This is a genomic window from Rubricoccus marinus (assembly GCF_002257665.1).
Lineage (GTDB): Bacteria > Bacteroidota > Rhodothermia > Rhodothermales > Rubricoccaceae > Rubricoccus > Rubricoccus marinus.
This window is the reverse complement of record NZ_MQWB01000011.1, coordinates 66,704-90,712: the sequence shown is the minus strand read 5'-3', so window position 1 is coordinate 90,712 and position 24,009 is coordinate 66,704. Positions and strand designations below refer to the sequence as shown.

Annotated in this window: 13 protein-coding genes and 2 pseudogenes; 12 read left to right on the top strand and 3 right to left on the bottom strand. The window is 68.8% G+C overall.

Features of this window, described 5'->3' with window-relative positions; genetic code table 11:
* Positions 1 to 2 precede the first annotated feature (2 nt).
* Genes BSZ36_RS17805 through BSZ36_RS17770 form a run of 8 tightly spaced genes read left to right on the top strand, consistent with a single transcriptional unit; the run spans position 3 to position 13,550 of the window.
* Positions 3 to 2,027 (top strand): glycoside hydrolase family 9 protein, encoded by a 2,025-nt coding sequence (locus BSZ36_RS17805; RefSeq protein ID WP_094551813.1) that lies wholly within the window; start codon positions 3 to 5, stop codon positions 2,025 to 2,027.
* Positions 2,028 to 2,083: 56 nt separating this feature from the next.
* Positions 2,084 to 3,979, top strand: coding sequence for a T9SS type A sorting domain-containing protein (locus BSZ36_RS17800; protein ID WP_094551811.1), 1,896 nt, complete (start codon positions 2,084 to 2,086; stop codon positions 3,977 to 3,979).
* Between the two features lie 30 nt (positions 3,980 to 4,009).
* Entirely contained in the window at positions 4,010 to 5,032 is a 1,023-nt protein-coding gene (locus BSZ36_RS17795; RefSeq protein WP_094551809.1) for a sugar phosphate nucleotidyltransferase, read from the top strand.
* Complete coding sequence (gene galK / locus BSZ36_RS17790; RefSeq protein WP_218827754.1) at positions 4,983 to 6,185, top strand: galactokinase; 1,203 nt, start codon at positions 4,983 to 4,985, stop codon at positions 6,183 to 6,185. The genes BSZ36_RS17795 and galK overlap by 50 nt, the downstream gene beginning before the upstream one ends.
* A complete protein-coding gene (locus BSZ36_RS17785) occupies positions 6,182 to 8,215 on the top strand; it encodes a sodium:solute symporter family transporter (RefSeq protein WP_094551805.1) in 2,034 nt (677 codons plus the stop codon). Before galK ends, BSZ36_RS17785 begins: the two co-directional genes overlap by 4 nt.
* A gap of 59 nt (positions 8,216 to 8,274) precedes the next feature.
* Positions 8,275 to 9,498: a glycoside hydrolase family 27 protein gene (locus BSZ36_RS17780; RefSeq protein ID WP_094551803.1), complete on the top strand. Its 1,224-nt coding sequence runs from the start codon at positions 8,275 to 8,277 to the stop codon at positions 9,496 to 9,498.
* Between the two features lie 9 nt (positions 9,499 to 9,507).
* Positions 9,508 to 11,712: a DUF6851 domain-containing protein gene (locus BSZ36_RS17775; protein ID WP_094551801.1), complete on the top strand. Its 2,205-nt coding sequence runs from the start codon at positions 9,508 to 9,510 to the stop codon at positions 11,710 to 11,712.
* A complete protein-coding gene (locus tag BSZ36_RS17770) occupies positions 11,709 to 13,550 on the top strand; it encodes a CRTAC1 family protein (RefSeq protein WP_094551799.1) in 1,842 nt (613 codons plus the stop codon). Before BSZ36_RS17775 ends, BSZ36_RS17770 begins: the two co-directional genes overlap by 4 nt.
* Before the next feature lie 770 nt (positions 13,551 to 14,320).
* Here the strand turns inward: BSZ36_RS17770 and BSZ36_RS17765 are convergent.
* Positions 14,321 to 14,992, bottom strand: coding sequence for a recombinase family protein (locus BSZ36_RS17765; protein WP_094551797.1), 672 nt, complete (start codon positions 14,990 to 14,992; stop codon positions 14,321 to 14,323).
* Between the two features lie 31 nt (positions 14,993 to 15,023).
* On the opposite strand from BSZ36_RS17765, the pseudogene BSZ36_RS20190 reads away from it, so the two are divergent.
* The 4 genes and pseudogenes from BSZ36_RS20190 to BSZ36_RS20185 form a co-directional block, all read left to right on the top strand.
* Positions 15,024 to 15,626 (top strand): annotated as a pseudogene (locus BSZ36_RS20190) (DUF4158 domain-containing protein); the annotation flags it as partial.
* A gap of 307 nt (positions 15,627 to 15,933) precedes the next feature.
* A pseudogene (locus BSZ36_RS17755) lies at positions 15,934 to 16,539 on the top strand (zinc-binding dehydrogenase); the annotation flags it as partial.
* Positions 16,540 to 17,170: 631 nt separating this feature from the next.
* Positions 17,171 to 18,121, top strand: coding sequence for a ring-cleaving dioxygenase (locus tag BSZ36_RS17750; RefSeq protein WP_094551793.1), 951 nt, complete (start codon positions 17,171 to 17,173; stop codon positions 18,119 to 18,121).
* A 224-nt stretch (positions 18,122 to 18,345) separates the two neighbouring features.
* Positions 18,346 to 19,161 carry a strawberry notch-like NTP hydrolase domain-containing protein gene (locus BSZ36_RS20185; RefSeq protein ID WP_094551790.1) on the top strand — a complete coding sequence of 272 codons (816 nt, stop codon included), beginning with the start codon at positions 18,346 to 18,348 and terminating at the stop codon, positions 19,159 to 19,161.
* Here the strand turns inward: BSZ36_RS20185 and BSZ36_RS17740 are convergent.
* Complete coding sequence (locus BSZ36_RS17740) at positions 19,139 to 23,326, bottom strand: hypothetical protein (RefSeq protein ID WP_094551788.1); 4,188 nt, start codon at positions 23,324 to 23,326, stop codon at positions 19,139 to 19,141. The genes BSZ36_RS20185 and BSZ36_RS17740 overlap by 23 nt on opposite strands.
* Entirely contained in the window at positions 23,323 to 23,859 is a 537-nt protein-coding gene (locus BSZ36_RS17735; RefSeq protein ID WP_094551786.1) for a hypothetical protein, read from the bottom strand. Before BSZ36_RS17735 ends, BSZ36_RS17740 begins: the two co-directional genes overlap by 4 nt.
* Positions 23,860 to 24,009 lie beyond the last annotated feature (150 nt).

Below are 24,009 nucleotides of genomic sequence, written 5' to 3'. Positions count from 1 at the left end.
CCATGCGCTACCTCGTTCTCCTGCTCTGCCTCTCCGCTGCCACCGCGGCGGATGCCCAGACCGACATCCGCCTCAACCAAGTCGGCTTCTACCCCGACGCGCCCAAAGTCGCCGTCGTGACGGCCTCTGGCGCCAGCGGCGCGTTCTCGGTTGTTCGTGAGGGTGACGGCGCGACGGTCTACACCGGCACGCTCGGCACGGCGCGGACGTGGTCGGCCTCGGGCGAGACGGTCCGGCAGGCCGACTTCAGCGCGGTGACGGCGCCGGGCAGCTACACGCTCTCGGTCGAGGGCGTCGGGTCGTCCTACGCCTTCGAGATCGCGCCAGCGGCGCTGGAGGGCGTGGCGCGAGCGGCTCTCAAGGGCTTCTACTACCAGCGCGCGTCGACGGCGCTGGACGCGCAGTACGCCGGGCCGTGGGCACGCGCGGCGGGCCATCCCGATACGTCCGTCCGGGTCCACGCCTCCGCCTCCACCGCAAGCCGCCCCACGAACACGTTCATCTCCGCACCGAAAGGCTGGTACGACGCGGGCGACTACAACAAGTACGTCGTCAACTCCGGCATCTCGGTCGGCACGCTGCTCTCGCTCTACGAGTGGGAGCCGGTGTACGTCGAGGCGTTCGAGACGGGCATTCCCGAGAGCGGCGACGCGGTCCCGGACCTCCTCGATGAGGTGCTCTGGAACGTTCGCTGGATGCTCGCGATGCAGGATGAAGACGGCGGCGTTTACCACAAGCTGACGACCGCCAACTTCAGCGGCGAGGTCATGCCCGCAAACGCCACCGCCCCGCGCTACGTCGTCCAGAAAGGCACGGCCGCCACTCTCGACTTCGCCGCGACGACGGCGCAGGCGTCCCGCATCGCCAGAGGCTTCGAAGACGACCTGCCCGGCCTCGCCGACTCGCTTCTGACGGCCTCGCTGGATGCATGGGCGTGGGCTCGCGCGAACCCGAACGTCCGCTACGATCAAGGCGCGCTCAACGCGGCCTTCGACCCCAACATCAACACCGGCGAGTACGGCGACGGCTCCTTCGAGGACGAGTTCGACTGGGCCGGGATGGAACTCTACGTCGCGACCCGCGCCGACAGCTTCCTCACGATCACGCGGCCCTTCGACCCGATCCAGCTCGGGCTTCCCTACTGGGGAGGCGTGCGCGAACTCGGCTACCACTCGCTTCTGGCGCACCGCGCCGAGATCGCGGCCGACGTGGACACGACGTCTCTTCGAAACGCACTCCTCGCCACCGCTGGGCCTCTGGCGTCGGCCGTCGCGAGCACGCCCTACGGCGTGCCGATGGGGCGGGACAGCTGGAACTGGGGCTGGGGCAGCAACTCCGTTGCGGCCAACCAGGGCGTCGCGCTGATGGTGGCCTACCGGCTCACCGGCGAGGCGCGCTACCTCCACGCCGCGGGTGCCAACCTCGACTACCTCCTCGGCCGCAACGCGACGGGCTATTCGTTCGTGACCGGCATCGGCGACAAGTCGCCTCGGAACCCGCACCATCGACCCTCGCGCGCCGATGGCGTGGCCGATCCCGTGCCGGGGCTTCTGGCGGGCGGCCCCAACCCGGGCCAGCAGGACGGCTGCACGACCTACCCCTCGGCTCTGCCCGCGCGCTCGTACACCGACGTCTGGTGCAGCTACGCCTCCAACGAGATCGCGATCAACTGGAACGCGCCGCTCGTCTTCCTCGCGGTCTCCGTCGAGGCCGCCCGCTCGGCCACGGGCGTGCCGGCGGCCTCGGAGCCCGTCCGACCGAGGCCGTCGCTCGACCTCGGCGTGGCGCCCAACCCCTTCGGCCGCGCTGCGTCCGTCCGCTTCTCGCTCGCCACCCCGGAGGTCACCACCCTCCGCGTGCTCGACGCGCGCGGACGCGAAGTCCTCCGCCTGCTCGACGGCGTCGCCCTCGGCTCTGGTGACCACACCCTCGACCTCGACGCCAGCGGCCTCGCCCCTGGGCTCTACGTCCTCCGTCTGCAGAGCGGGTCCCGCTCAGAGGCGACCTCCGTTTCCATCCTCCGCTAGCAGCGGACCCACCGTCCGGGCCTCTCGCGCCTGGTCACCCCACACGTCTCACCTCCATGCGTCTCGCGACTCTCTTTTCCTTCTTTCTCGCCCTCGCCTTTCTGGCTCCGCCAGAGGCCCACGCGCAGACCTACGCCTTCGAGGCGGAGGACGCCACGCTCTCCGATTCTGACCCCGACGACGCCGACCCCGGCGCCGAGGTCCGCGATGCCTCGACCGACACCAACGTCTCCGGCACGTTCACAGGCACGGGCTTCGTCGCGCTCCAGAAGGGCGTGATCACCGTCGACATCTCCAGCGTCCCCGCAGGCGAGTACGACCTCTCCGTCAACTACGCCTCGCCCTTCGGGCTCAAGTACGAGTACGTGGACGTGGACGGCGTGCGCTACGGCGATAGCGCCGAGTGCACCGAGTCCTTTACGTTCGCCGACACGGCCGTCTGGACGCCTCTGGCGCTGGCCGACGCGACGACCGGGACGGTCACCGTCGATGGTACGACGGGCACGCTCGTCATCACGGCGTGCTACGGCTACACCTACTTCGACTCCGTCACGCTGACCGCTCCCGGCAGCGGGGGCATGACCATCGCCGAGGCCCGCGCCGCTGGCGTCGACGCCGAGGTCACCGTCTCGGGCACGGTCACGCGAGCGGCGGGCGCTTTCAGCTACTTCCAGGATGAGACGGGCGGCCTCGCGATTCGCCAGACCTCTGGCGCGTTTTTCGATGACATCGCCAGCGGCACCATCACGCCGGGCACCGTCATCGAGGTGACGGGCACGATCTCGCAGTTCCCCAGCGATCCTCGCGGCGGCATCCTGCAGCTCAACGGACCAGACCTCACCAGCTACACGGTCGTCAGCCAGGGCGACGCACCGGACGCGCAAGAGGTCACGCTCCAGGAGCTTATCGACAACGGCGAGCAGTACGAGTCCGAACTCGTTCAGGTCAGCGGCCTCACGACCGCATCCACGGGCACGTTCGCAGCCGGGACGAGCTACGAGGTGACGGACGTGTCGGCGACCCTCACGGACGGCCTCCGCATCCCCAACGCGGACGACACGGCCATCGACGGGACGGACATCCCCTCTGGCGCGTTCACGGCCACAGGGATCGTCGGGCAGTTCACGCCCTCCAGCAACCCGGATCCTGCGGCGGGCTACCAGGTGCTCGTCATCGCCTCTGGCGACGTCGAGGCGGACACGCCACCCGTCGGCGGCTTCACGTTCGAGGCCGAAGACGGCGCGGTCTCCGACCCGCTCCCCGACGACACCGAGCCCGGCGCCGAGGTCCGCGACGCCACGACCGACACCAACGTCCCCGCCGATTACACCGGGACCGGATTCGTCGCGCTTCAGAAGGGCGCCCTCACCATCGACATCTCCGGCCTTGAGCCGGGGGAGTACAACCTCTCGGTCCGCTACGCCGCTCCGTTCGGCGACACGAAGTACGAGTACGTCGACGTGGACGGCGTGCGCTACGGCGACAGCGCCGAGTGCACCGAGTCCTTCGCGTTCCCCGAGGCGACGGCGTGGACCAACCTCGCGCTGACCGACGCGTCGTCCGGTACGGTAACGGTGGACGGCTCAACAGGTACGCTCGTCATCACGGCGTGCTACGGTTACACCTACTACGATTCCGTGACGCTCACGCCGCTCGTGGCGCCGGGTACGGAGACGCCAGCGGCCTCTGGCGGCATCGCGCTCGGCCGCGCCGCGCCGAACCCCTTCGGCACGTCGGCCCGCATTCCGTTCTCGCTGGAGCAGGCGGAGACCGTTCGCCTGACCGTCTACGACGTGCTCGGCCGCGAGGTCGCCGTCCTGGCAAATGGCCCGATGGCCTCTGGCGACCACGAGGCCGTTCTCTCGGGCGCGAGCCTGCGCAGCGGCGTCTACATCGTCCGCCTGACCGCGGGTGACGCGTCGGTCGTCACGCGCGTGACGCTCCAGAAGTAGCTCGATGACCCATTCCCCGACCGCTCCAGGATGCGATTGATCGTCCCCATGGGCGGTCGGGGCACACGCCTGCGTCCGTTCAGCCACACGACGCCAAAGCCTCTTCTGCCCCTGCTCGGGCGCCCCGCGATCGTCCACATCCTGGACGCCTTCGCGGGAGCGCTCGGGCGGCCGGTGGACGAGGCTGTTTTCGTGCTCGGCCCCGACGCTGCCTCTGGCGTCCGCGACGCGCTCGCGGCGGCCTGCGACGCCCACGGGCTCCGCGCCGCCTTCGCGGTCCAGCCCGAGCCGCTCGGCACCGCCCACGCCATCGCGTGCGCGGGCGACGCGATGGACGGCGAGATCCTCACATGCTGGGCCGACACGCTCTTCACCCCCGACAGAGGCGCCGCACCGCTCGCCTCTGGCGACGTGGACCTCGTGGCGTGGACCGTCCACGTGGACGACCCGCGCCGCTTCGGCGTCGTCGCGCGCGATGAGAACGGCCGCATCGTGCGGCTCATTGAGAAGCCGACGACCGCCGAGTGGACCGAGACGCTCATCGGTGCCTACTACGTCCGCGAGGGCGCCGCGCTGCGCACCGCCGTAGACGACATGCTCGCCTCTGGCGCGACGGGCGCGGGCGGCGAGTTCCAACTGACCGACGCCTACGACCGCCTCGTACAAAACGGCGCGCGCATGGCGACGGCGCCCGCGGCGCGCTGGCTCGACACCGGCACGCTGGCGTCCTACCGCCAGACCGTCCGCGCCCTTCTCGACGCGGGCGAGCACGAAACCGCTGCCTCTGGCGCCAGAGGCGAGTCCGTGATCGTTGCGCCGAGCTACGTCCACCCCGACGCCGACGTGCGGCGGTCCGTTATCGGGCCGTACGCCGTCGTCGAGGCCGGGGCGGTGATCAGAGACGCCGTCGTGCGAGACAGCGTGGTGATGCGCGAGGCCATCGTACGCCATTCGGCACTCTCCGGCGCCCTTCTCGGCGACCGGGCCTCCGCCTCTGGCGCGAATGGAGCGCTCGTCCTGGGCGACGATTCCGAGGTGCACGCCGATGGATAGCGCTCGCATCCAGCACGCCTTCCGCCAGAAGTTCGGCACCGAGCCCACGCACGTCGCCCGCGCGCCGGGCCGCGTCAACCTCATCGGCGAGCACACCGACTACAACGACGGGTGGGTGATGCCTCTGGCGCTGGCCCAGTCCGTCTGGCTCGCCTTCCGCCCCCGCGCCGATCGCCGCGTCGTACTCCACAGCCTGGATGTGGACCCGCCCGTCGACTTCTACCTCGCGGGCTTCTCGCGCGCCAGAGGTTGGGGCGAGTACGCGAAGGGCGTCGCCTGGGCGCTTCAGGAGGGCGGGCACGACCTCGGCGGCTTCGAGGGCGTGCTCGCGTCCGACGTGCCGCGCGGCGCCGGGCTCTCCTCCTCGGCGGCGCTCGAACTGGCGCTCGCGCGCGCCTTCTCCGTCGCCAGCGGCTTCGCGTGGGACGCGCGCCGGATGGCGCTCGCGGGCCAGAAAGCCGAGAACGGCTGGGTCGGCGTGGGCTGCGGCATCATGGATCAGATGGCCAGCGCGATGGGGGAGAGCGACCACGCCCTCCTCATCGACTGCCGCTCGCTGGACGCCACGCCGACGCCGCTCCCGCCTCGGACGGCCGTCGTCGTGCTCGACACCGGCACGCGCCGCGCCCTCGTGGACAGCGCCTACAACGAGCGCAGGGACACGTGCGCCCGCGCCTCTGGCGTCCTCGGCGTTCCCGCCCTCCGCGACGCCACCCTCGCCGACCTCGACGCCGCTAGGGGCCAGATGGACGCGACGACGTTCCGCCGCGCCCACCACGTGATCTCCGAGAGCGCCCGCGTGCTCGCCGCCGCGGGCGCCATGCGCGGCGGCGACGCCGACCGCCTCGGCGCGCTCATGCAGGAGAGCCACGCCAGCCTCCGAGACGACTACGAGGTCTCCAGCCCGGCGCTCGACGCCTTCGTCGAGGCCGCGGTGGCGCACGGTGCCTGCTACGGCGCCCGCATGACCGGCGCCGGATTCGGCGGCTGCGCCGTCGCCCTCGTGGACGCCGCCTCCGCCTGCACCTTCGCCGACGCTGTCTCTGACGCCTACCGCCAGAGGACCGGGCACGAGCCCGCCACCCTCGTCGCACGCGCCGCCCCTGGCGCGTCCGTCGAGCCCCTCCACACCCTCACGCCCGACCCCTCATGACCTTCGGACTGGTCGACACCCTCGTCTTCGTCGCCTTCGTGGCCGTCGTCGTCACCGTCGGTCTGCTGCGCAGCCGCAACGCCGACGGCTCGGGCGAGGACTACTTCCTCGCCGGGCGCGACCTGAAGTGGTGGCTCATCGGGTTCTCCCTCATCGCTGCCAACATCTCGACCGAGCAGTTCGTCGGGATGAGCGGCAACGCCGCAAGCCACGTCGGCCTCGCGATTGCGTCGTACGAGTGGATGGCCGCGATCACGCTTGTCGTCGTCGCCTTCGCGTTCCTGCCGTACTTCCTGCGTGCGGGCATCTACACGATGCCGCAGTTCCTCGAAGTCCGCTTCAACGGCGCCGCGCGCACCGTCATGGCCGTCGCCACGCTCGGCATCTACCTGCTGCTGTTGGGCGCGGTCACCTACTCCGGAGCGCTCACCATCCGGACGCTCGCGGGTGACGCGGGCTACGCGATAGGGCTCTTCACCCCGGCCCTCGTGATCGGCCTCATCGCGATGCTGTACGTGGCCGCTGGCGGCCTCAAGGCGGCCGTCTGGGCCGACCTCATCCAGGGCAGCGCGCTCCTCCTCGGCGGCCTGCTCATCACGTACTTCGCTTTCCAGGCCCTAGGCAACGCCGGCGCCGCGACGACCGTCACCGACGTGGCCACGGGCGCCATCGAGAGCCGGCCTCTGGCGAGCGGCGCAGGTGCGATGGAGCGGTTTTTGGACCTCAATGGCAACCGGCTCAACATGTTCTTGCCCGCGACCGACAGCGTGCTGCCGTGGACGGCGCTGCTGCTCGGGCTCTGGATCCCCAACTTCTACTACTGGGGCCTCAACCAGTACATCACCCAACGGACGCTGGGCTCGGAGTCGCTCGCCGAAGGCCAGCGCGGCATCGTCTTCGCCGCCGCGATGAAGCTTCTGCTCCCGCTCGGCATCGTCATCCCGGGGATGATCGCCTTCAACCTCTACGCCGACGGGATGGCCGCCGACGCCGGGCCGGACAACGCGAGCGTCCTCGTGCAATACGTCAAGGCCAACCCGGAGACCGGCTTCGTGGACGTGGACGAAAGCCCCACGCCAGAGGCCGTCGCCGCGCACGAGGGCGACCAATACCTCCTCGCGATCTACCCGACCGAGGACGCCATCCCGTCGGAGGCCAGGCGGAGACCCAACGTGATCCCCCTCACGCGCGCGACCTTCGACGCGACAGAGCCCGGGCCCTACGCCACGTTCGCCTCTGGCGACCTCGCCTTCGCGCACGTCAACGCGGGCATGGCGCAGGAGATCGCGGCCTTCAACGCGGCGCAGGAGGCGACCGCCAGAGGCATCGGCGCCGCCACGTCGTCCTCGACGCTCATCGCCTACAAGTACGACACGGCGCTGGCGCGGCTGCTGGGCGGCGTGCTGCCGCAGGGCGTCGGCATCGTCGGGTTCATCCTCGCGGCGCTGCTCGGCGCCGTCGTCTCGTCGCTCGCGGCGATGCTCAACGCGGCCTCGACCATCTTCACCATCGACATCTACCAGACGTACATCCAGCCGCAGGCGACGCAGAAACAGATCGTCCGCATCGGGCGGATCTGCGTGTTCGCCTTCGCGGCCGTGGCCGTACTTCTGGCGCCTCAACTCGGGAATCCGGCCGTCAGCAACTCCATCTTTACGATTATCCAGGAGGGCCAGGGCTTCATCTCGCCGGGCATCCTGGCCGTCTTCGTCGTCGGCCTGCTCGTCAAAAAGGCGCCGCGCGCCTCTGGCGTGGCCGGGTTGCTGACCAACATCGTGGCGTACGGACTGCTCAAGGTGGCCGTCCCCGAGGTGCAGTTCCTCAACCGCATGGCGATCTGCTTCGCTCTATGCGTCGCCGTGATGGGCGTCATGACGGTCGCGAAGCCTCTGGCGGAGCCGGTGCGGTTCGAGTCCAACGCGGGCATCGCGCTGGTCCAATCGCGTGGCGCGCTGTGGGCGGGCCTCGCCGTGTGCGCCGTCACCGTTGTGCTCTACGTCGTCTTCAGCCCCCTCGGCGTCGCGCGATAGGTCTCGCTCGATGCGGACGTTCGCCCCCAACTCCACCCGCTTCTCGTCTCTCCATCCTCATGAACCGACTCCTCTGCGCCCTCGCGCTCACCCTCGTGGCCTCTGGCGCCAGCGCCCAGGACAACGCCCCCAAGGCCGTTGGCCTGGCCCTCACGCCCCCGATGGGCTGGAACTCGTGGAACACCTTCGCCTGCGACATCGACGAAGACCTCATTCGTGAGACCGCCGACGCGATGGTCTCGTCCGGCATGCGCGACGCGGGCTACACCTACGTCAATATCGACGACTGCTGGCACGGCGAGCGCGACGAGAACGGCTTTATCCAGCCCGACCCCCAGCGCTTCCCCTCGGGCATGAAAGCGCTCGCCGATTATGTTCACAGCCAGGGCCTCAAGATTGGGATCTACTCCGACGCCGGGATCAAGACCTGCGCGGGGCGCCCTGGGAGCCAGGGATACGAATACCAGGACGCCCTCCAGTACGCCCGCTGGGGCATCGACTACCTCAAGTACGACTGGTGCAACACGGAAAGCCGCAACGCGCCCGAGGCCTACCGCACCATGCGCAACGCGCTCGCCGCCAGCGGCCGCGACATCTTCTTCTCCATCTGCGAGTGGGGCGACAACCAGCCGTGGACCTGGGGCAAGGACATCGGCCACATGTGGCGGACCAGCGGCGACATCATCAACTGCTGGGACTGCGTGGTCAGCCACGGCAACTGGAACTCGCACGGCGTCATGCGGATCGTCGACATGCAGGTCGAGCGTGGCCTCCGCGTCCACGCCGCGCCCGGCCACTGGAACGACCCCGACATGATGGAGGTCGGCAACATGCCGACCACGAACGAGGACCGGGCGCACTTCGCGATGTGGGCCATGCTCCACGCGCCGCTCATCGCGGGCAACGACGTCCGCACGATGACCGACGCCACACGCGACATCCTCACCAACGAGGAGGTCATCGCCGTGGATCAGGACCCTCTCGGCGTCGAGGGCTTCCCGCACAAGCGCGCGGGCGGCGTCGAGATCTGGTTCAAGCCTTTGGCGGACGGCGAGTGGGCCATGGCGATCCTCAACCGCAACGACGAGCCGGAGGCGGTGACGTTCGACTGGGTCGAGGAGGACGTGGAGGACGCGTTTTCGCAGAACCGCCCGCACTTCGACCAGAACACCTACGCCATCCGTGACCTCTTCCGCCACGCCGACGCGGGCACGACCGCCCAGCCTCTGGCGGTGACCGTCCCGGCTCGCGACGTGATGATGGTCCGTCTCACACGTCCCTGACCTCACGCGATGGCCCGCCTCCTCTTCGCGCTCGCGCTGCTGCTGCCTCTGGCGCCGCCCGCCAGAGGCCAGCATTCGGGTGCTCCGCACTCGGTCGCGCGCGAGTGGAACGAGGCGCTCTTGGAGGGCATCCGCGGCGACCTCGCACGCCCGACGGTCCACGCCCGCAACCTCTTCCACGTCTCCGCCGTGATGTACGACGCGTGGGCGGCCTACGACGCCACGGCGCAGCCGTACTTCCTGAACCAGCCGCGCGGCGGAACGGCCTGCAGGATTGGCGAGCCGCCCGTCGTTGGCGACGTGGAGGCCGCCCGCGAAGAGGCCATCAGTTACGCCGCCTACCGCGTGCTCACGCACCGCTTTCTCAACTCGCCCGGCGCGCTCGACACGCTCCCGTTGCTCGACTCGTTGCTCGTCGCCAGAGGCTACGATCCCGGCGTGGTGACCACCGATGCCGCCAGCGGCGCGGCCGGGCTCGGCAACGCCATCGCAGCGTGCGTCATCGCCTTTGGCATGGGCGACGGTGCGAACGAGGCGCTGGGGTATGGCTACGTGGACTACGCGCCCGTCAACCCGCCGATGGACGTGGCTCAGCCGGGCAACCCGACCCTACTCGACCCCAACCGGTGGCAGCCGCTCCGCTTCGAGACGTTCATCGACCAGAGTGGCAACGAGGTGCCGGGCGGGACGCCCGCGTTCGTCGGGCCGGAGTGGGGGCGCGTGCGGCCGTTCGCGTTGCGCGCAGACGACCGGACCGTCTTCGTCCGCAACGGCGCCGACTTCCCGGTCTACAACGACCCTGGCCCGCCGCCGCCGCTGGACACCCTGAACTGGCAGGGCACCACGCAGGCTTACCTCGACGGCTTCGCGCTCGTCGCGCGGTGGAGCGGCCACCTCGATCCTGCCTCTGGCGTGACGTGGGACGCCTCGCCCGGCGCGACGGGCGGGCTGACGGATGCGGACCTGCCCGACGGGTTCCCCGAGTACGCCGCATTCTACGATCCCGAGGGGCGAGGTCCGCTGGGACCCGGCCGGAGCCTCAACCCGCGCACGGGCCAGCCGTACGCGCCCAACCCCGTCCTGCGCGGCGACCTCACCCGCGTCCTCGCCGAGTTCTGGGCCGACGGCCCCGACTCCGAGACGCCGCCCGGCCACTGGTTCACGATCCTCAACACGGTCAACGACGACCCGCGCCTCGTCAAGCGCTTCGGGGGAAACGGGCCGGTGTTGGGCGAACTGGAGTGGGACGTGAAGGCCTACTTCGCGCTCGGCGGCGCCATGCACGATGTCGCCATCGCGGCCTGGGGAATCAAGGGCCGCTACGATTCCATCCGCTCCATCTCCGCGCTCCGCGCGATGGCCGACCGCGGCCAGAGCAGTGATCCCGACGCGCCGAGCTACCACCCCGCCGGGATGCCTCTGGCGCCCGGCGTCGCCGAGATCATCCCGCCAGAGGATCCTCTGGCGGGCGACAGCGCCCAGCACGTCGGCAAGGTGAAGGTGTGGGCGTGGCGGGGACCGGAGGCCGTAGAAGACCCCGAGACCGACGTGGCGGGCGTGGGCTGGATCCGCCTCGAAGACTGGTGGCCGTACCAGCGGCCGACGTTCGTGACGCCGCCCTTCGCGGGCTACATCTCGGGGCACTCTACCTACTCGCGCGCCGCCGCCGAAGTGCTAACGCGGCTCACCGGCGACCCGTTTTTTCCCGGCGGAATGGGCGAGTTCATCGCGCCAGAAGACAGCTTCCTCGTCTTCGAGGACGGCCCCAGCCAGACCGTCCGCCTCCAGTGGGCCACCTACCGCGACGCCGCCGACCAGTGCAGCCTCTCGCGCATCTGGGGCGGCATCCACCCGCCCGCCGACGACATCCCCGGCCGCCGCCTCGGCGCCGTCCTCGGGCCGCAGTCGTTCGACCTCGCCGCGTCGCTGTTCACGGGCACCGCTACCTCTGGCGAGCCGACGCCAGAGGCAGTCTCGCGGCTTCGCGCCTTCCCGAGTCCGATCCTCGCCGGGCGTGAGTTGACCATCGAGGCGGATGCCTCTGGCGCCCGCGTGGAGGTGTTCGACGTGCAGGGGCGCCGTGTGTTGGAGGCGTGGCTCGACGTCAGAGGCCGCGCGAGCTTCTCGACCGAGCCGCTGGCGGCGGGCGCCTACGTCGTCCGCATCGTGACCGCCAGAGGCGCCGAGTCGGCGCTGGTCCACGTGGTCCGATGATGCGCCGGACGCTCCTGTTCGTGGCGCTCGTCCTTCTCGCCAGAGGCGCGACGGGGCAGGGCTTCGAGTACCGGACGTTTCTTTCCGGGCTGGGCTCCGTTACGGGCGCGAACGGCGTCGCCGTGGCGGACTACGACCGTGACGGCGACCTCGACGTGTACATCGTCGTGCGCGAGGCGTATGACGCCGCCAACACGACGACGTGGAGCCGCCTCTTCGCCAACCGCGGCGATGGCACGTTTGTCGACCAGACGCGGGCCTCTGGCGTCGCGGGGAGCGCGGGCGTCGGGCTACCCAACACGGCAGGCAACGGTGCCAAGCTGGGCGCCGCCTGGGGCGACTACGACGGCGACGGCTGGCCCGACCTCTACCTCACGCACGCCGGTCCCAACCAACTCTACCGCAACAACGGCAACGGCACGTTCACCGACGTCACGGCTACGGCTGGCGTCGCGGGCGGCGCCACCCAACTCTCCACGAGCGCGCTCTGGTTTGACACCGATGGCGACGGCGACCTCGACCTCCATGTCGGCGTGTGGGAAGACTATCCCGGTGATGGGGCGCCGCGCGATCTCGCCAACCCGTACTTCGTCAACAACGGCGACGGCACGTTCACCGAGGCGGGCGCCGCCAGAGGCCTGGGCGATGTGGGCAAGACGTACACCACGCTACCCGTAGACGTAGACCACGACGGCGACGTGGACCTCTACGACGCCAACGACTTCGGCGCCAACCGGCTTTTCCTCAACGACGGAACAGGCACCTTCGACGAGGCGACAGCCGCATTCGGCCTGGAGAACACTGGCGAAGGCATGGGCCTCGCGCTGGGCGATCTGGACGGCGACGGTCGCGAGGACATCTTCCTCACCAACCGCGCGGACTCGCCCGTACAAACCAACGCGCTCTTCGTCGCGCAAGAGGCGGGCGGCTACGCCGGGCAGGCCGAGGCCGCTGGCGTCGCCGAAACCGGATGGGGCTGGGGCGCCGAGTTCTTCGACTTGGAGAACGACGGCGACCAAGACCTCTTCGTCGCCAACGGATACTTCGCCTCCGACACGCCGAACGCGCTCTTCGAGAACACCGGCACCTTCCCGCTTGCCGACATCGCCCCGGATCTGAGCGTGGATGACCTCCACCCCGCCAGGGGCCTCGTCATCTTCGACGCCGATGGGGACGGTCGCCTAGACGTGCTAATCGCCAACGTCTCGCGGGCGCCGCACTTCTACGCCAACCGCGCCTCTGGCGGCGCGTGGCTCTCCATTGCGCTGGAAGGCGACGTGCCCAACGTCGACGCTCTGGGCGCGGTGGTGGAGGTCGAAGCGGGAGGCCAGCGCTGGGTGCGGTCCCACCATGGCGCGCAGTTCCTCGGCCAGAGTCTGGCTCCGGTTCATGTCGGGTTGGGCGAGGCGGAGATCGTAGACCGACTCGTCGTGCGCTGGCCGGGCGGGGGAGAGGAGGCCGTGACTCAGCTAAGGACGAACCAGCGCGTCCGCATCCGGCAGGGCTACGGGCTGCTGGAAGGCGAGACGGTCGCCTCTGGCGAGGCGCCAGAAGCAGGCACAGGCTTGCGCATCGTCAACGCTTCGCCCAACCCCAGCGCGGGGTCTGTCTCTTTTGTCGTCAGCATACCAGCGGGCCTCTCTGCCGACTTTACAATCACGGACCTCCTCGGAAGGCAAATTCACACTTCTACCTCAGTCGGCAGGGGCTCTGGCGTCGTCACATGGGATGGCCGCGACGCTCGAGGCATGCTTGTGGCTGCAGGTGCATATGTGGCGAGCCTCTCTACGGCGGGGTTCCGACCATCGAGCATCCAGATTATTCGTAGCTCGAATTAGACCCATCCACCGGCCTGGTCTCGCCGCGCCCTTTGCTAAGCGTTCGAATGTGCGAGTGTTCGCCTTTGATAACCCATCGTGGTTGGCAGGGAGCGGCAGTCCTAAAGCCGTGGAGGCGGCCCGCCAGCAGGGCGAGGCCGAAGGGTTCTGTGTTGACCACAACGAGGACGCGCTATGTTCGCAGGCCGGGTACGCCGTGGTCGCGTTCCTGCAGGCCTTGAAGGCATACTGAGCGCCGAACTAGAGGCGGGGCTCGTCCAGGCCGGAGGTGGCTACGTGGGTCCCACTCCACGGCCAGCACCGAGTACAACGGGCCTTCTAGTCCGGCTCGTCGGGGAGGCGGAGCTTACCCGAAGGGGACCTCCGATCTTGTCGTCAATGTCGTGGACCGGGTTACCCGTGAACAGCGCACCTCCCGGCGCGGTGAGCGCGGACCGACGAGGGATACAACTACCGGGGGGCGACCGAGGGGGAAGAGGACGTGCTCGCGACACTTGACGAGACGACGGCAGGACGATGGGAAATGCAGCCCCGCCAGCGTCTCAGTCAAGCGCTCGTACTCCCGTGCCAGCGGACGGAACCGCGCCGGTTGGCCTCGGTGTGGTTCGAGGCGGTCAGCCGACTCCTGTGCTCCACCACAGCATCGCGTGGTGTGGACTCAGGAGATCTCGCGCCGCTTCGCGCCGTCGAATCCTGCCCGCGTGCTGTTGGGGGCGGGGTCTGACATTCATTGGGACGGTACTGTACGGTAGAGGCGGCGTGAGCCTCGGTTAGGCTGAGCCATCGGTCTCCGCCCGCTCGGTCTCGATCCGCCGGAGGTGACCCTTGACCGTGTTGTAGGCGAGCCCCGTCCGCCGCGCCATCTCCGCCTTCGCCACGCCCCCGTCGAGCATCTCTTCGAGTGTGCCCCGGTGCTCGTCGAACGTCGACGGCCGCCCGAGCACCTTTCCCTCGGCCCGCGCCCGCTCTAATCCGGCGATGGTGCGTCGGCTGATCTTCTGGGCCTCGTACTCGGCGAAGTAACTCAGCACCCCGAGGAGCACGTGGGACACCAACTCGTTCTCAGTCGAGAGGTACGGCTCGGTGTAAGACCGAAACCGGACGCCGAGCGCTTCGAGCTGCTGGAGGTAGGCGACCGTCTTGCGGATGCCCTCGCGGCTGAACCGGTCGAGGCTCCAGAACACGAGCGTATCGAACTCCCGCCGCTCGGCGGCCTCGAACACGTCGGCGAACGCCGAGCGCTCGCGGCGCCCTTTCCGTCCGGACTCGCGGTCGACAAACTCCCGGAGCGTCCCGTCGCGGCGGGCGAGGTCGTATCCCTCCTGCTCCAGGAAGCGGTGGAGTTGGAGACGCTGGTTCTCCTCGGTCTGGTCCCCGTCGCGCTTCGAGACGCGGAGGTAGAGAGCGGCCCGCTTCTTCGGCGGGGTCGGGTCCGGGGGCATCGAGGGTTCGGCAGTGGCGGCCACATTATATATGGGCCGCGCGCGGGGGTGTCAACAACCGAACGTTTCTTGCTGCCCCCGGCGACGCTGGCCGAACCGGCCCGCACGGCGCGTAGAGCGGCACGGCTGGGGTACCCCTTTCCTGATACCCCCGCCCCGTTGGGGCCATGCCATGCCCGTCGAGTTCCTCACCGACGACCAAGCCGCTCGCTACGGCCACTTCAACGGGCCGCCGATGGCCGACCAACTCGCCCGATACTTCTACCTCTCCGACGCGGACCGCTCGGTCGTCGACGAGCGCCGGACTCTACATAGCCGACTCGGGCTCGCGGTCCAACTCGGGACCGTCCGGTTCCTCGGCACCTTCCTCTCGGACCTCACCGAGGTCCCGCCCGTCGTCGTCCGCACGGTCGGGGCAAGCCTCGGGGTCTCAAACCCGGAGGCCGCCTTCGCTCGCTACCTCGGCCGCGACGAGACCCGGCGGGAGCACGCGGCCGAGATCCAGGACCGCTTCGGGTACCGGCCGCTCACCGACCCGTCGGAGTCGTTCCGGCTCACCCGCTGGCTCTACGCCCGGGCGTGGCTGGCGTCCGAGCGCCCGTCGGTGCTCTTCGGCCTCGCGACGGCCCGGCTCGTCGAGCGAAAGGTGCTCTTGCCCGGCGTGACCACCCTGGCACGTCTCGTCGCCCGCGTGCGGAGCCGTGCCGCCGACCGGCTCTACGACGCCCTCGCACGGCTCCCGACGGACGAGCAGCGTGCGGAGCTCGAAGGCCTGCTCGACATCCCGGAGGGCGACCGCGTGAGCCGACTCGAACGGCTCCGCCGCGCGCCCGTCCGTGTGAGCAGCCCCGAGCTCGTGCTTGCCCTGTCGAGGGTGGAGCAGACGAGGGCGTTCGGGGATCTCCGCGCGGCCCTCGGCGCCTCGGGTGTCCCCGCGGCCCGTCTGGGGCTGCGGGCCCGTCGGCCAGTTCGCGATCCAGAGTGCCTGGATGATGGGTGCCGGCCGTGTGATCGCGATCGACCGAGAGCCGGAGCGGCTGCGCATGGCGAAGGAGAACTCGAAGGCGGAGGTCGTCAACTTCGAGGAGATCGACGGCCCCGTTCACAAGCACCTGATCGATATGACCGACGGGCGTGGCCCGGACCGCTGCATCGACGCGGTCGGCGCGGAGGCCCACGCGGCCAACGACGCCAAGGCGCTCGTGGACCAGGCCGCGCAGGCGGTCCACCTCCAGAGCGACCGCGGCTACGCGCTCCAGCAGGCCATCATGGCGTGCCGCAAGGGCGGCACGATCTCCGTCCCCGGCGTCTACGCCAAGACGCTCACGCTGCCCTTCGGCGCGGCGATGAACAAGGGGATCACGTTCAAGATGGGCCAAACGCATGTCCAGCGCTATCTCGAGCCGCTGATGAAGAAGATCCAGGACGGGGACATCGACCCGTCGTTCATCATCACGCACACAGCGCCGCTCGACGACGCGCCCGAGATGTACGAGACGTTCCGTGACAAGAAGGACGACTGCATCAAGGTGGTCCTCAAACCATAATGCAGAGGGGCCGGCGTGGCCCCGTGTATCCGGCTCTTCCACCTACGGCCCTGCCTGCCTCCGCCCCCGGCGGGGTGGGGCCGGACAGGCATGCCCCGTCCCCGTTCTGTTCGACCTACGGAGGAGGTTGACCTCTGGATCGACACGCCTCGGGTTCCGAGACGGCTTGGTGAAGGGGTTATGCGCGGGAAGTGAGACCCATACAACACCGTGTAGAGGCAGGCGGCTCTTTGTGCTCGTCCCCGGTCCGTCAGCAGCCTCCCAGACGATCGGGACCGCGGGCCGGTCGTGGCGGCCGCTCCGCCTGAACTCGTAGTCGACGACTTCGCACGGCAACCGGCTCAGGCCGCACAGGGGCATACCCATCCTGCTCCAGAAAGCGGCGGAGCTGGCCACTCTGCGTCTCTACGGATGGGTCGCCGTTGTGTGTGGGGAGACTCGGCCGCTCCGGGACGCTGTGCTCCTCGGCGTAGGATGGGCTGAGGCAGCCTCGCACAACCAAGCTGCCTACCGGACAATCCTGTGCCATTACTTGTCGGAGGCCTATCAAGCCCGTCATCGACCGCGTCTTCCCCTTCTCCGAGGCCGATCACATCTACAAGGTCGTCGTCTCCATCTAGCCCCCCACGCTATGTCTCCCCACGGGATCCACCACCTCACAGCCGTCTCGGCCGCCATCCGCGACAACTACCGGTTCTACACCGAGACGATAGGCATGCGCCTCGTCAAGCGGAGTGTGAACCAGGACGACGTCTCAGCCTACCACCTCTTCTACTCCGACGCCGTCGGGACGCCGGGCCACGACCTGACGTTCTTCGACTGGCCCGTCCCGCCCGAGCAGCGCGGCACGCGGTCCGTCGTCCGGACCGGCCTACGCGTCCCGGCCGCAAGTCTAGACTACTGGACCGACCGACTGGCGGCGGCCGGCGTCGAGGCCGAGCCGGTGCGCGTGATCGACGGCCGCCTGACGCTCCGATTCGAGGACCCCGAGGGCCAGCGCCTCGCCCTCCTCGCCGACGGTGGCGCGGGCGACCCGCCGACCCCGTGGGACCGGAGCCCGGTCCCGGCCGAGCACCAGATCCGCGGCCTTGGGCCGATCACGATGAGCGTGCCCGACCTCGAGAACACAGACCTCGCGCTGCGGACGGTCCTCGGAATGCGCCTCGTCCGGACGTATCCGCTGCCGGACCGTCCGGCCGACACGGTCCACGTCTACGAGATGGGCGAGGGCGGTGGCCCCCATGCCGAGCTCCACGTAGCGGTCCAACCTCGCCTCCCGGTGGCGCGGCAGGGTGCCGGCGCCGTTCACCACGTCGCCTTCCGCGTGCCCGATGACGCCTACGACGACTGGTCCGAGCGGCTCCAGCGGTTTGGCGTCCCGTCGAGCGGCCCCGTCGACCGGTACTACTTCCGGAGCCTGTACTTCCGCGAGCCCGGCGGCGTGCTGTTCGAGCTGGCGACGGACGGCCCCGGCTTCGCCGTCGACGAGGACGCGGCGACGTTGGGAGAGACGGTCGTGCTGCCGCCCATCCTGGAGTCGCGCCGCACGCAGATCGTCGCGGGCCTCAAACCTCTGGACTGACGAACGGCCCGACATCACCGACCGTCCCCCCCGAACGATCGGCGTAACGTCGGGCGGGAACGTACGGATGGTCTCGGCACCGCGCCGGTCGAGGCCGTCGAGGAACTCGGGCAGCCGGCCGAGGCAGACCCCCGGGATGTCATGGAGCGCGAAGACGGGCCACCGCTGGCGGTCAATGTCGGCGAGTGCGTAGATCGTGAACGGGGTCGGACGCGACCCCCGCGATGCCGGGCCGGTGGGCGAGCCCGTCAACGCGGCGGGCCGGAGCCCACCTGGGAGTGTCCCGGGTCGTGGCTCCGCACTCCGTGCCAGCCAGAAATCCCGTGGCCCCCTTCGCTTCCCATGTCGCAACGAGCGCGACGACATCACCGGCCGAGCAACTTGACCTCTTCGCCCTCCTCGCGCCCCGCGCCGCCGTTCTCGCTCCGGACCCTCCTCGCCAGAGGCCTCTGGCGAACCCGAGCCCCCAGCTGAACGCCCGAGCGACCTGGCCCTTCGAGGATGCCCGGCCTCTGGCGGTCGACGTCGCAGCGGAGACCGCGGCCTCGGGCGCGCTCACCGCCAGCGTCTTCGACGCCTACCGCCCGAGTGTCCGCGTGCTCGGCGCCCAGCCCCACCCGACGCGCCTCGTCGAGTCGGCGGCGATGGCGGCGGCCACGGCGCCCGAATGCGACTACAGCCCGCTGCTTCCTGGGCACCTCGTGGCCCGTGGCATCCTCTCCGACGCCCAACTCGAGACCGTGTGCCGCGCGGGCGCTGCCCACGCCGAGCACCTGCCCGGAGAAGGCGGGGCCTCTGGCGCGAGGCAGGGCTTCTTCGTCGGTGACGGGACCGGAGTGGGTGGGTGTCAAGACGTCTGGTATGGCCCAGATGTCCGAATTTGTGCCCGCGCCACGGGGCGCCGTGCAGAGCTACGCCCTCGGCGTGGTCCTCGCGAGCCCGTTGATCGTTGTAGTTGCCGCCAGCGCGCGTCGATTGGGTGGCCGAAGGGTAGCGCTACCCTTCGGCCACCCGCGCTCATCGCCATGTGTCCTCCGTAAGAGCCGCATCCCGGTCGTACCGCTCGGCGTCACGGAGATAGGAATCCGCGATTCGCTTCAACATGGCTGCAGTCCGCGGGTACATCGCGCCCACGTGCGCAGCGTACTGGCGATACGTCCGAACCAAAGCGCGCTCCTGGTCGCCGCCGTCGGTCATCCCGCGCGAAGTGGTACCGCGACTGTTGTAAACCTCCAATGCGAATCCCGTTTCGAGGTCCTCGCTCGCGACCCTTTCGATCACGTCGCGGATCGCCTCGGCAGGCCACACGCGCTGGCGGGGGGCGTCAGTGTCCCCTTCCGGCGTTCCAGAAAAGACAGCCTCGGGCTCTGGACCGTAGCGAAGGACACGGCCGATGTACTGGTCTCCGACCTCCGAGCGGTTGGCCTCGCTCAGCAGACGCCGCGCCTCATCGACCCACGCGTCGAGCACCTGGGCGTCGATGGTGCCGTCGTCGCCCTGACCCGGAACAGTCCGCCACGACTCGAGGAGTGTGTGCGCGTTGCTTGCTCGGTTCTGCTCTGCCTCCGTCAGTTCCGTCGGCTCCTCGCCGCGTCCCCGGAATGCGAACGAGAGGATTTGGACGAAGAACTCGGGGTTCTCCGCGAGCTCGCGGTGGAGCACGCCCGACTGGCGTCGGTCGAACCTAAACAGAGGGAGGTAGGCCCATTCGAGCGCAGCCAGACGGTCGGAGTCGAAGTCGGCTTCGTCTAGCCGGTCGAGGTGCTTGCCAATGTCATGAGCCGTGGTTGCATCAACTGCACCCTCACTCGTCTGGAGGGCTGCCTCCAACGTGTCCGCCAATAGATCCAGCGGTACCGCATCCGCGTCTCGGTAAAGGATCCGTTGGAAGTGGTGCAGCGCCGCGCGAGCGCGGCCCGCTGCGGTCAGCTTGCGTGCCGCTTCGAGGGCAACCTCGCCCTCCGAAGGCAGCGCAAAGGGGTGAACCTGCTCCCAATACGCCTTGTCAATCTCGGGTCCCCAAGCCTCGGCCAGTGTCCAGACCGACGGTGATCTGGGAAGAGCCCTCAAGAAAAGTGATGTTGTTTCAGCCGGCCACTGCTCCGCTCGCTCCGCGAGAACGGACTCGGCCCATTCCGGACCGTTCAGCTGCGCCGCAGGCCAGACATAGCTCGTCCCGATCCGCCTGTCTGTTTCGTCTTCGGATGTGAGGAGGTCCAGCGCGGCGGTGTCCCGAGGTAGTACCCGGGCGAGCGCCTCACCAACCAGCCGTGCGGAGTACTCACGATCAGAAAGCGTGTCGACCCAAGCAGACAGGTCACCGACGCCGATCTCTCCCAGGACCTCCAGGAGTGCAGTGTCCTGCGCGATAGCCCAGAGCCTGTTCTGCTCGTCGTAGTCGTCCTCGTCGTCCGTCACGAATGCGTCGGCGGCCTCACGATCGAAGAGCCAGCTGTTTCGGTGTACCGCTGAGGTGGGCTCGAATTTTGGCGCGAGTGCGTTGAGACGCTGGATCCCTTCTGGGGACATCGACCATTGAGCATCCGGGTAGCGCTTATGTCGGTTCGCGATCTCTCGGAGCGTTCGGTATAGCGCCCGCCGCCCATCGTCTGTCAGAGCATCTGGGTCGAGCGCTTCCAATCCAGAGAGAACCAGGTCCCGAACGGGGTAAGCAGAGGACGCCGTCTTCTTGACCAGCGCCGCCCACCGCTCCCCATCGGTCGCCGCGTACTCGCTGGCTCGACGAACCACTCCGTCGAGCGCTCGGTCGAATTCGTCAGCCCGGACCCCACGTCTCAAGTCGTCAGGCTTCCAATCTCGGTACGCCGGCGAGGACGGCGGAGATGTACTGTCCGATCCCGACGGAATAAGCGCGAGCGAGAGAGACCACGCCACGTCCGGTTCGTATTTGCGGAGGAGGTCCAGGATCTGGACCCGGGCGTCCAACGATGCCGCCGTCCCGTTCGACCAGAGCACCAGAATGGATTGAAGACTGTTGAACGGCCGATTAAGGATCTTGACCGGTGGAGCCAGTCGTGTCAGGATCGCCAGCGCGCGCGCGGCCCGTGGGAGGTAGTCCGGATGCCACGCGAGCGTTTCGAGCGCCCACAGCAATGATGGGTGCGGCGAACTCGACGACAAGAAGCCCGTGTCCTCCTGAAAGAGGGTCAATACGGGGCCGTCGGCGTCGCGGGCGCCCGACTCCACAGCGCTCAGGAACACCTCCGGCGCGGCCTCGGCCATCAGCGGGAGCGCTGACGATGCCGCGTGCCAGAGCCTCCCCGACTCGTCCTCGTTCGCGGCGTCTAGAACGGTGCGGACGACCACCCCAGCTTCGGTCGCACCTCGCCTTCCTCCAACGAGCGGCACGTCGTCGTCAGCCACGGCCATCATCGCAAGCGTGTCGGCCAGGGCGTTCACGAACATTGGCGAGTGCGCGCGCTGCTTACCCAGGATGCTGGCACCCGCGCGCTGGTCTGGCGGGAGGTCGAGCGCCGGGTCGTCTCCCCCCAACACCGTCAGCGCGACCGTACGGAATCGGTCGAGATCGTCCGAGGTCAGCGCGTGCGCCGTCAGCGCCCACGCGTCCGCCTTGGCAGCTACGAGCCAGACCTCGCCTACCCGCCGCACCGGTGGGTTCGACGTGTTCACCCAGCGCGTCAGCGCCTGCGCGACTTCGTCGTAGCTCCGCCCGGCGATCTCGCCGACAGCCGCGCGGTCGCCCTCGGCCGCGTCGTTCCACGACCCCGCCAGCACCGCCAGCGCGATCGTCCGCGCGTGTTCGGGCTCCGCCCACTCGGGACGATCCGCGTCCGGGTTGACGGCGAGCTTTCGCCGCAGCGAGAACAGGCTTCGCCGGCCGAGCGTCGCGAGGTCCGAGGCCCGGTCACGTAGAAGGCCCGCCTCTTGGAGCGCCTTCTCGATGCCAGCCCGACGCACTCGGGGAAGCTGGATGCCCCCCGACGTTTTGGCCTCCCGTCCGAGCGGGACGATGACGTGGTGCCCAGCCTGAACGGCGCTCGCGACCGGAGGACGCTCAAACGTTGGAAGGAGAACGAGCGGAGTCGGCCACGTCGACAGCCGCCGCCATGCGGCCTGCGTCCGGACGATGAGCGAACGGTCGAGGCGCCGCGGAGCCCCGGCAAGCGCTGCTGCGAGGAACGCGAGGGCCTCATCTTGGCTATCTCCCACGACCGACGTAGACCCCTCCGTCTCGGACAAGAACGACAGCACGCGTTGCACCTCCTCGTCTCGGCCCGAGATCAGGACCGCCGCGGGGAGAGGAGGGCGCGTGGCCTCGGACCACGCATCCCACCACCGTTCCAAGCTCTCGGCCTCCCACACGTCTTTGCCGAGAAGGTCCGAGATCCACGCGTGGACCGAAGGGGCCGTCTCCAGCCAGGCTTCGAGGTCGTCTCCGTCGATCACGCGAACGTCCTTCCAGACCCCATCCGCTTTTCGGCGCTCGACCCATGCGTCTTTCTCCCTCCATCGCTTCGGTGACACAAATACGAACGTAGTCGCAGCCGGATCGATGTTCCCAGGCTCGTCAGTACGCTTCCGGTAATCCTTTTGGGCTTTGCCTTCGGGTTCCCCGACGCCCATTTCCCACACGGATAGACCCTCCGGTACGAAAGCGGACCACCCAGCGGCCTCGACAATCCCGTCCCATCCCGGTAGGCCGACGCCCTCCCCCGCACGGACGGAGACCCGAGTCAAGTCCGTCGCCGTCGCCGTCACCAACCGGCGAACGAGCTGGGGCAGTGTCGACTGCGCGTCGCGCCGGTTCGCTGCCCACGAGGCCAGGTCAGACGCCGTTGCAAGATCGCGATTCGACCCCACCTCCCCAGTTCCTGCCCGCTCCAACAACCGGCGCTGAGCTGTCACGGCCCGGTACAGATCTTTCAGGTAGGGTTCGAGGAGAGCAGGTTGATCCGAACGGAGCGCCGTCAGCTCGCCTTCGTCCCCAGGAATGAACAAGGTGTGTGAGATGTCACCGGACTGGTCGATACCCACCCGAAGTACGTAGCGCTCGTGCTCCGCCGTCGCCTCGAAGTGCTCCTTGGGCTGCACCGAGAGGTCCGTCGACAGGTCAGTGAGCGCGGGGCGAGATCGCGTCCAGATGAGATCGCCCGCTTGGGTCTGATCCAACACATCGGTTATGACCCGCGCGGCCTGTTCGGTAGTGTAGTGCGTCTTACTCATAGCGATTTGGCTTGCTCGTCTTCGATGACGAGTTCGAGGTACGTAACGATCTGACGGGTACAGCTCCTGACGGTCTGGCCACTTTTCAGGTTGATGAGTCCGGATCGCTGCTTGATTTGCTGAGACAGATCGGTGACCACGTCGAGGTGCTGGCCTCGCAGGTGGACGACCAGGAGGGAAAGCGTCTGAACGATGAGACTGGTGACCTCCTGGGCCTCCGCTTGGTTCGCTGTGAACTCGCTCAGCAGGGTGTTCAGGCGTGTCGCGTGAGCATCCAGCTTGCTCCGGTATTCCGGGAGACGTTGCTTCCGCGTGTACTGGTCACGTAGAGCCTCTGCATTAGCCAGCGTGCGGGCCGCGGCTTGCTGGGCCTTCTCGCCCTTGCGTGCTTTGTGCACACCGTAGATCGTCAGCAAGAGCCCCACGATCGACGCGAGGCCAGACCAGAACCCGAACGTGTCCGGCTCACAGTCGGCTCCCACTGAAAGGGAGTCTGCGGCCGCCTGGGTCGCCTGTGCGAGCAAGCTTGGCATGTGGGGTTCTTCGGCGGAGGATGTGATTAGGCGACAAGATGAGCACGCTTGGTGGCTTGGGCTCGGTCGACACACCGCTTCTCCTGCCCTCCGCTTCTTGCATGAAACTAGAGCCCTCGCTCTGGCTCCGCCGCCGTGTGGCTTCCGACG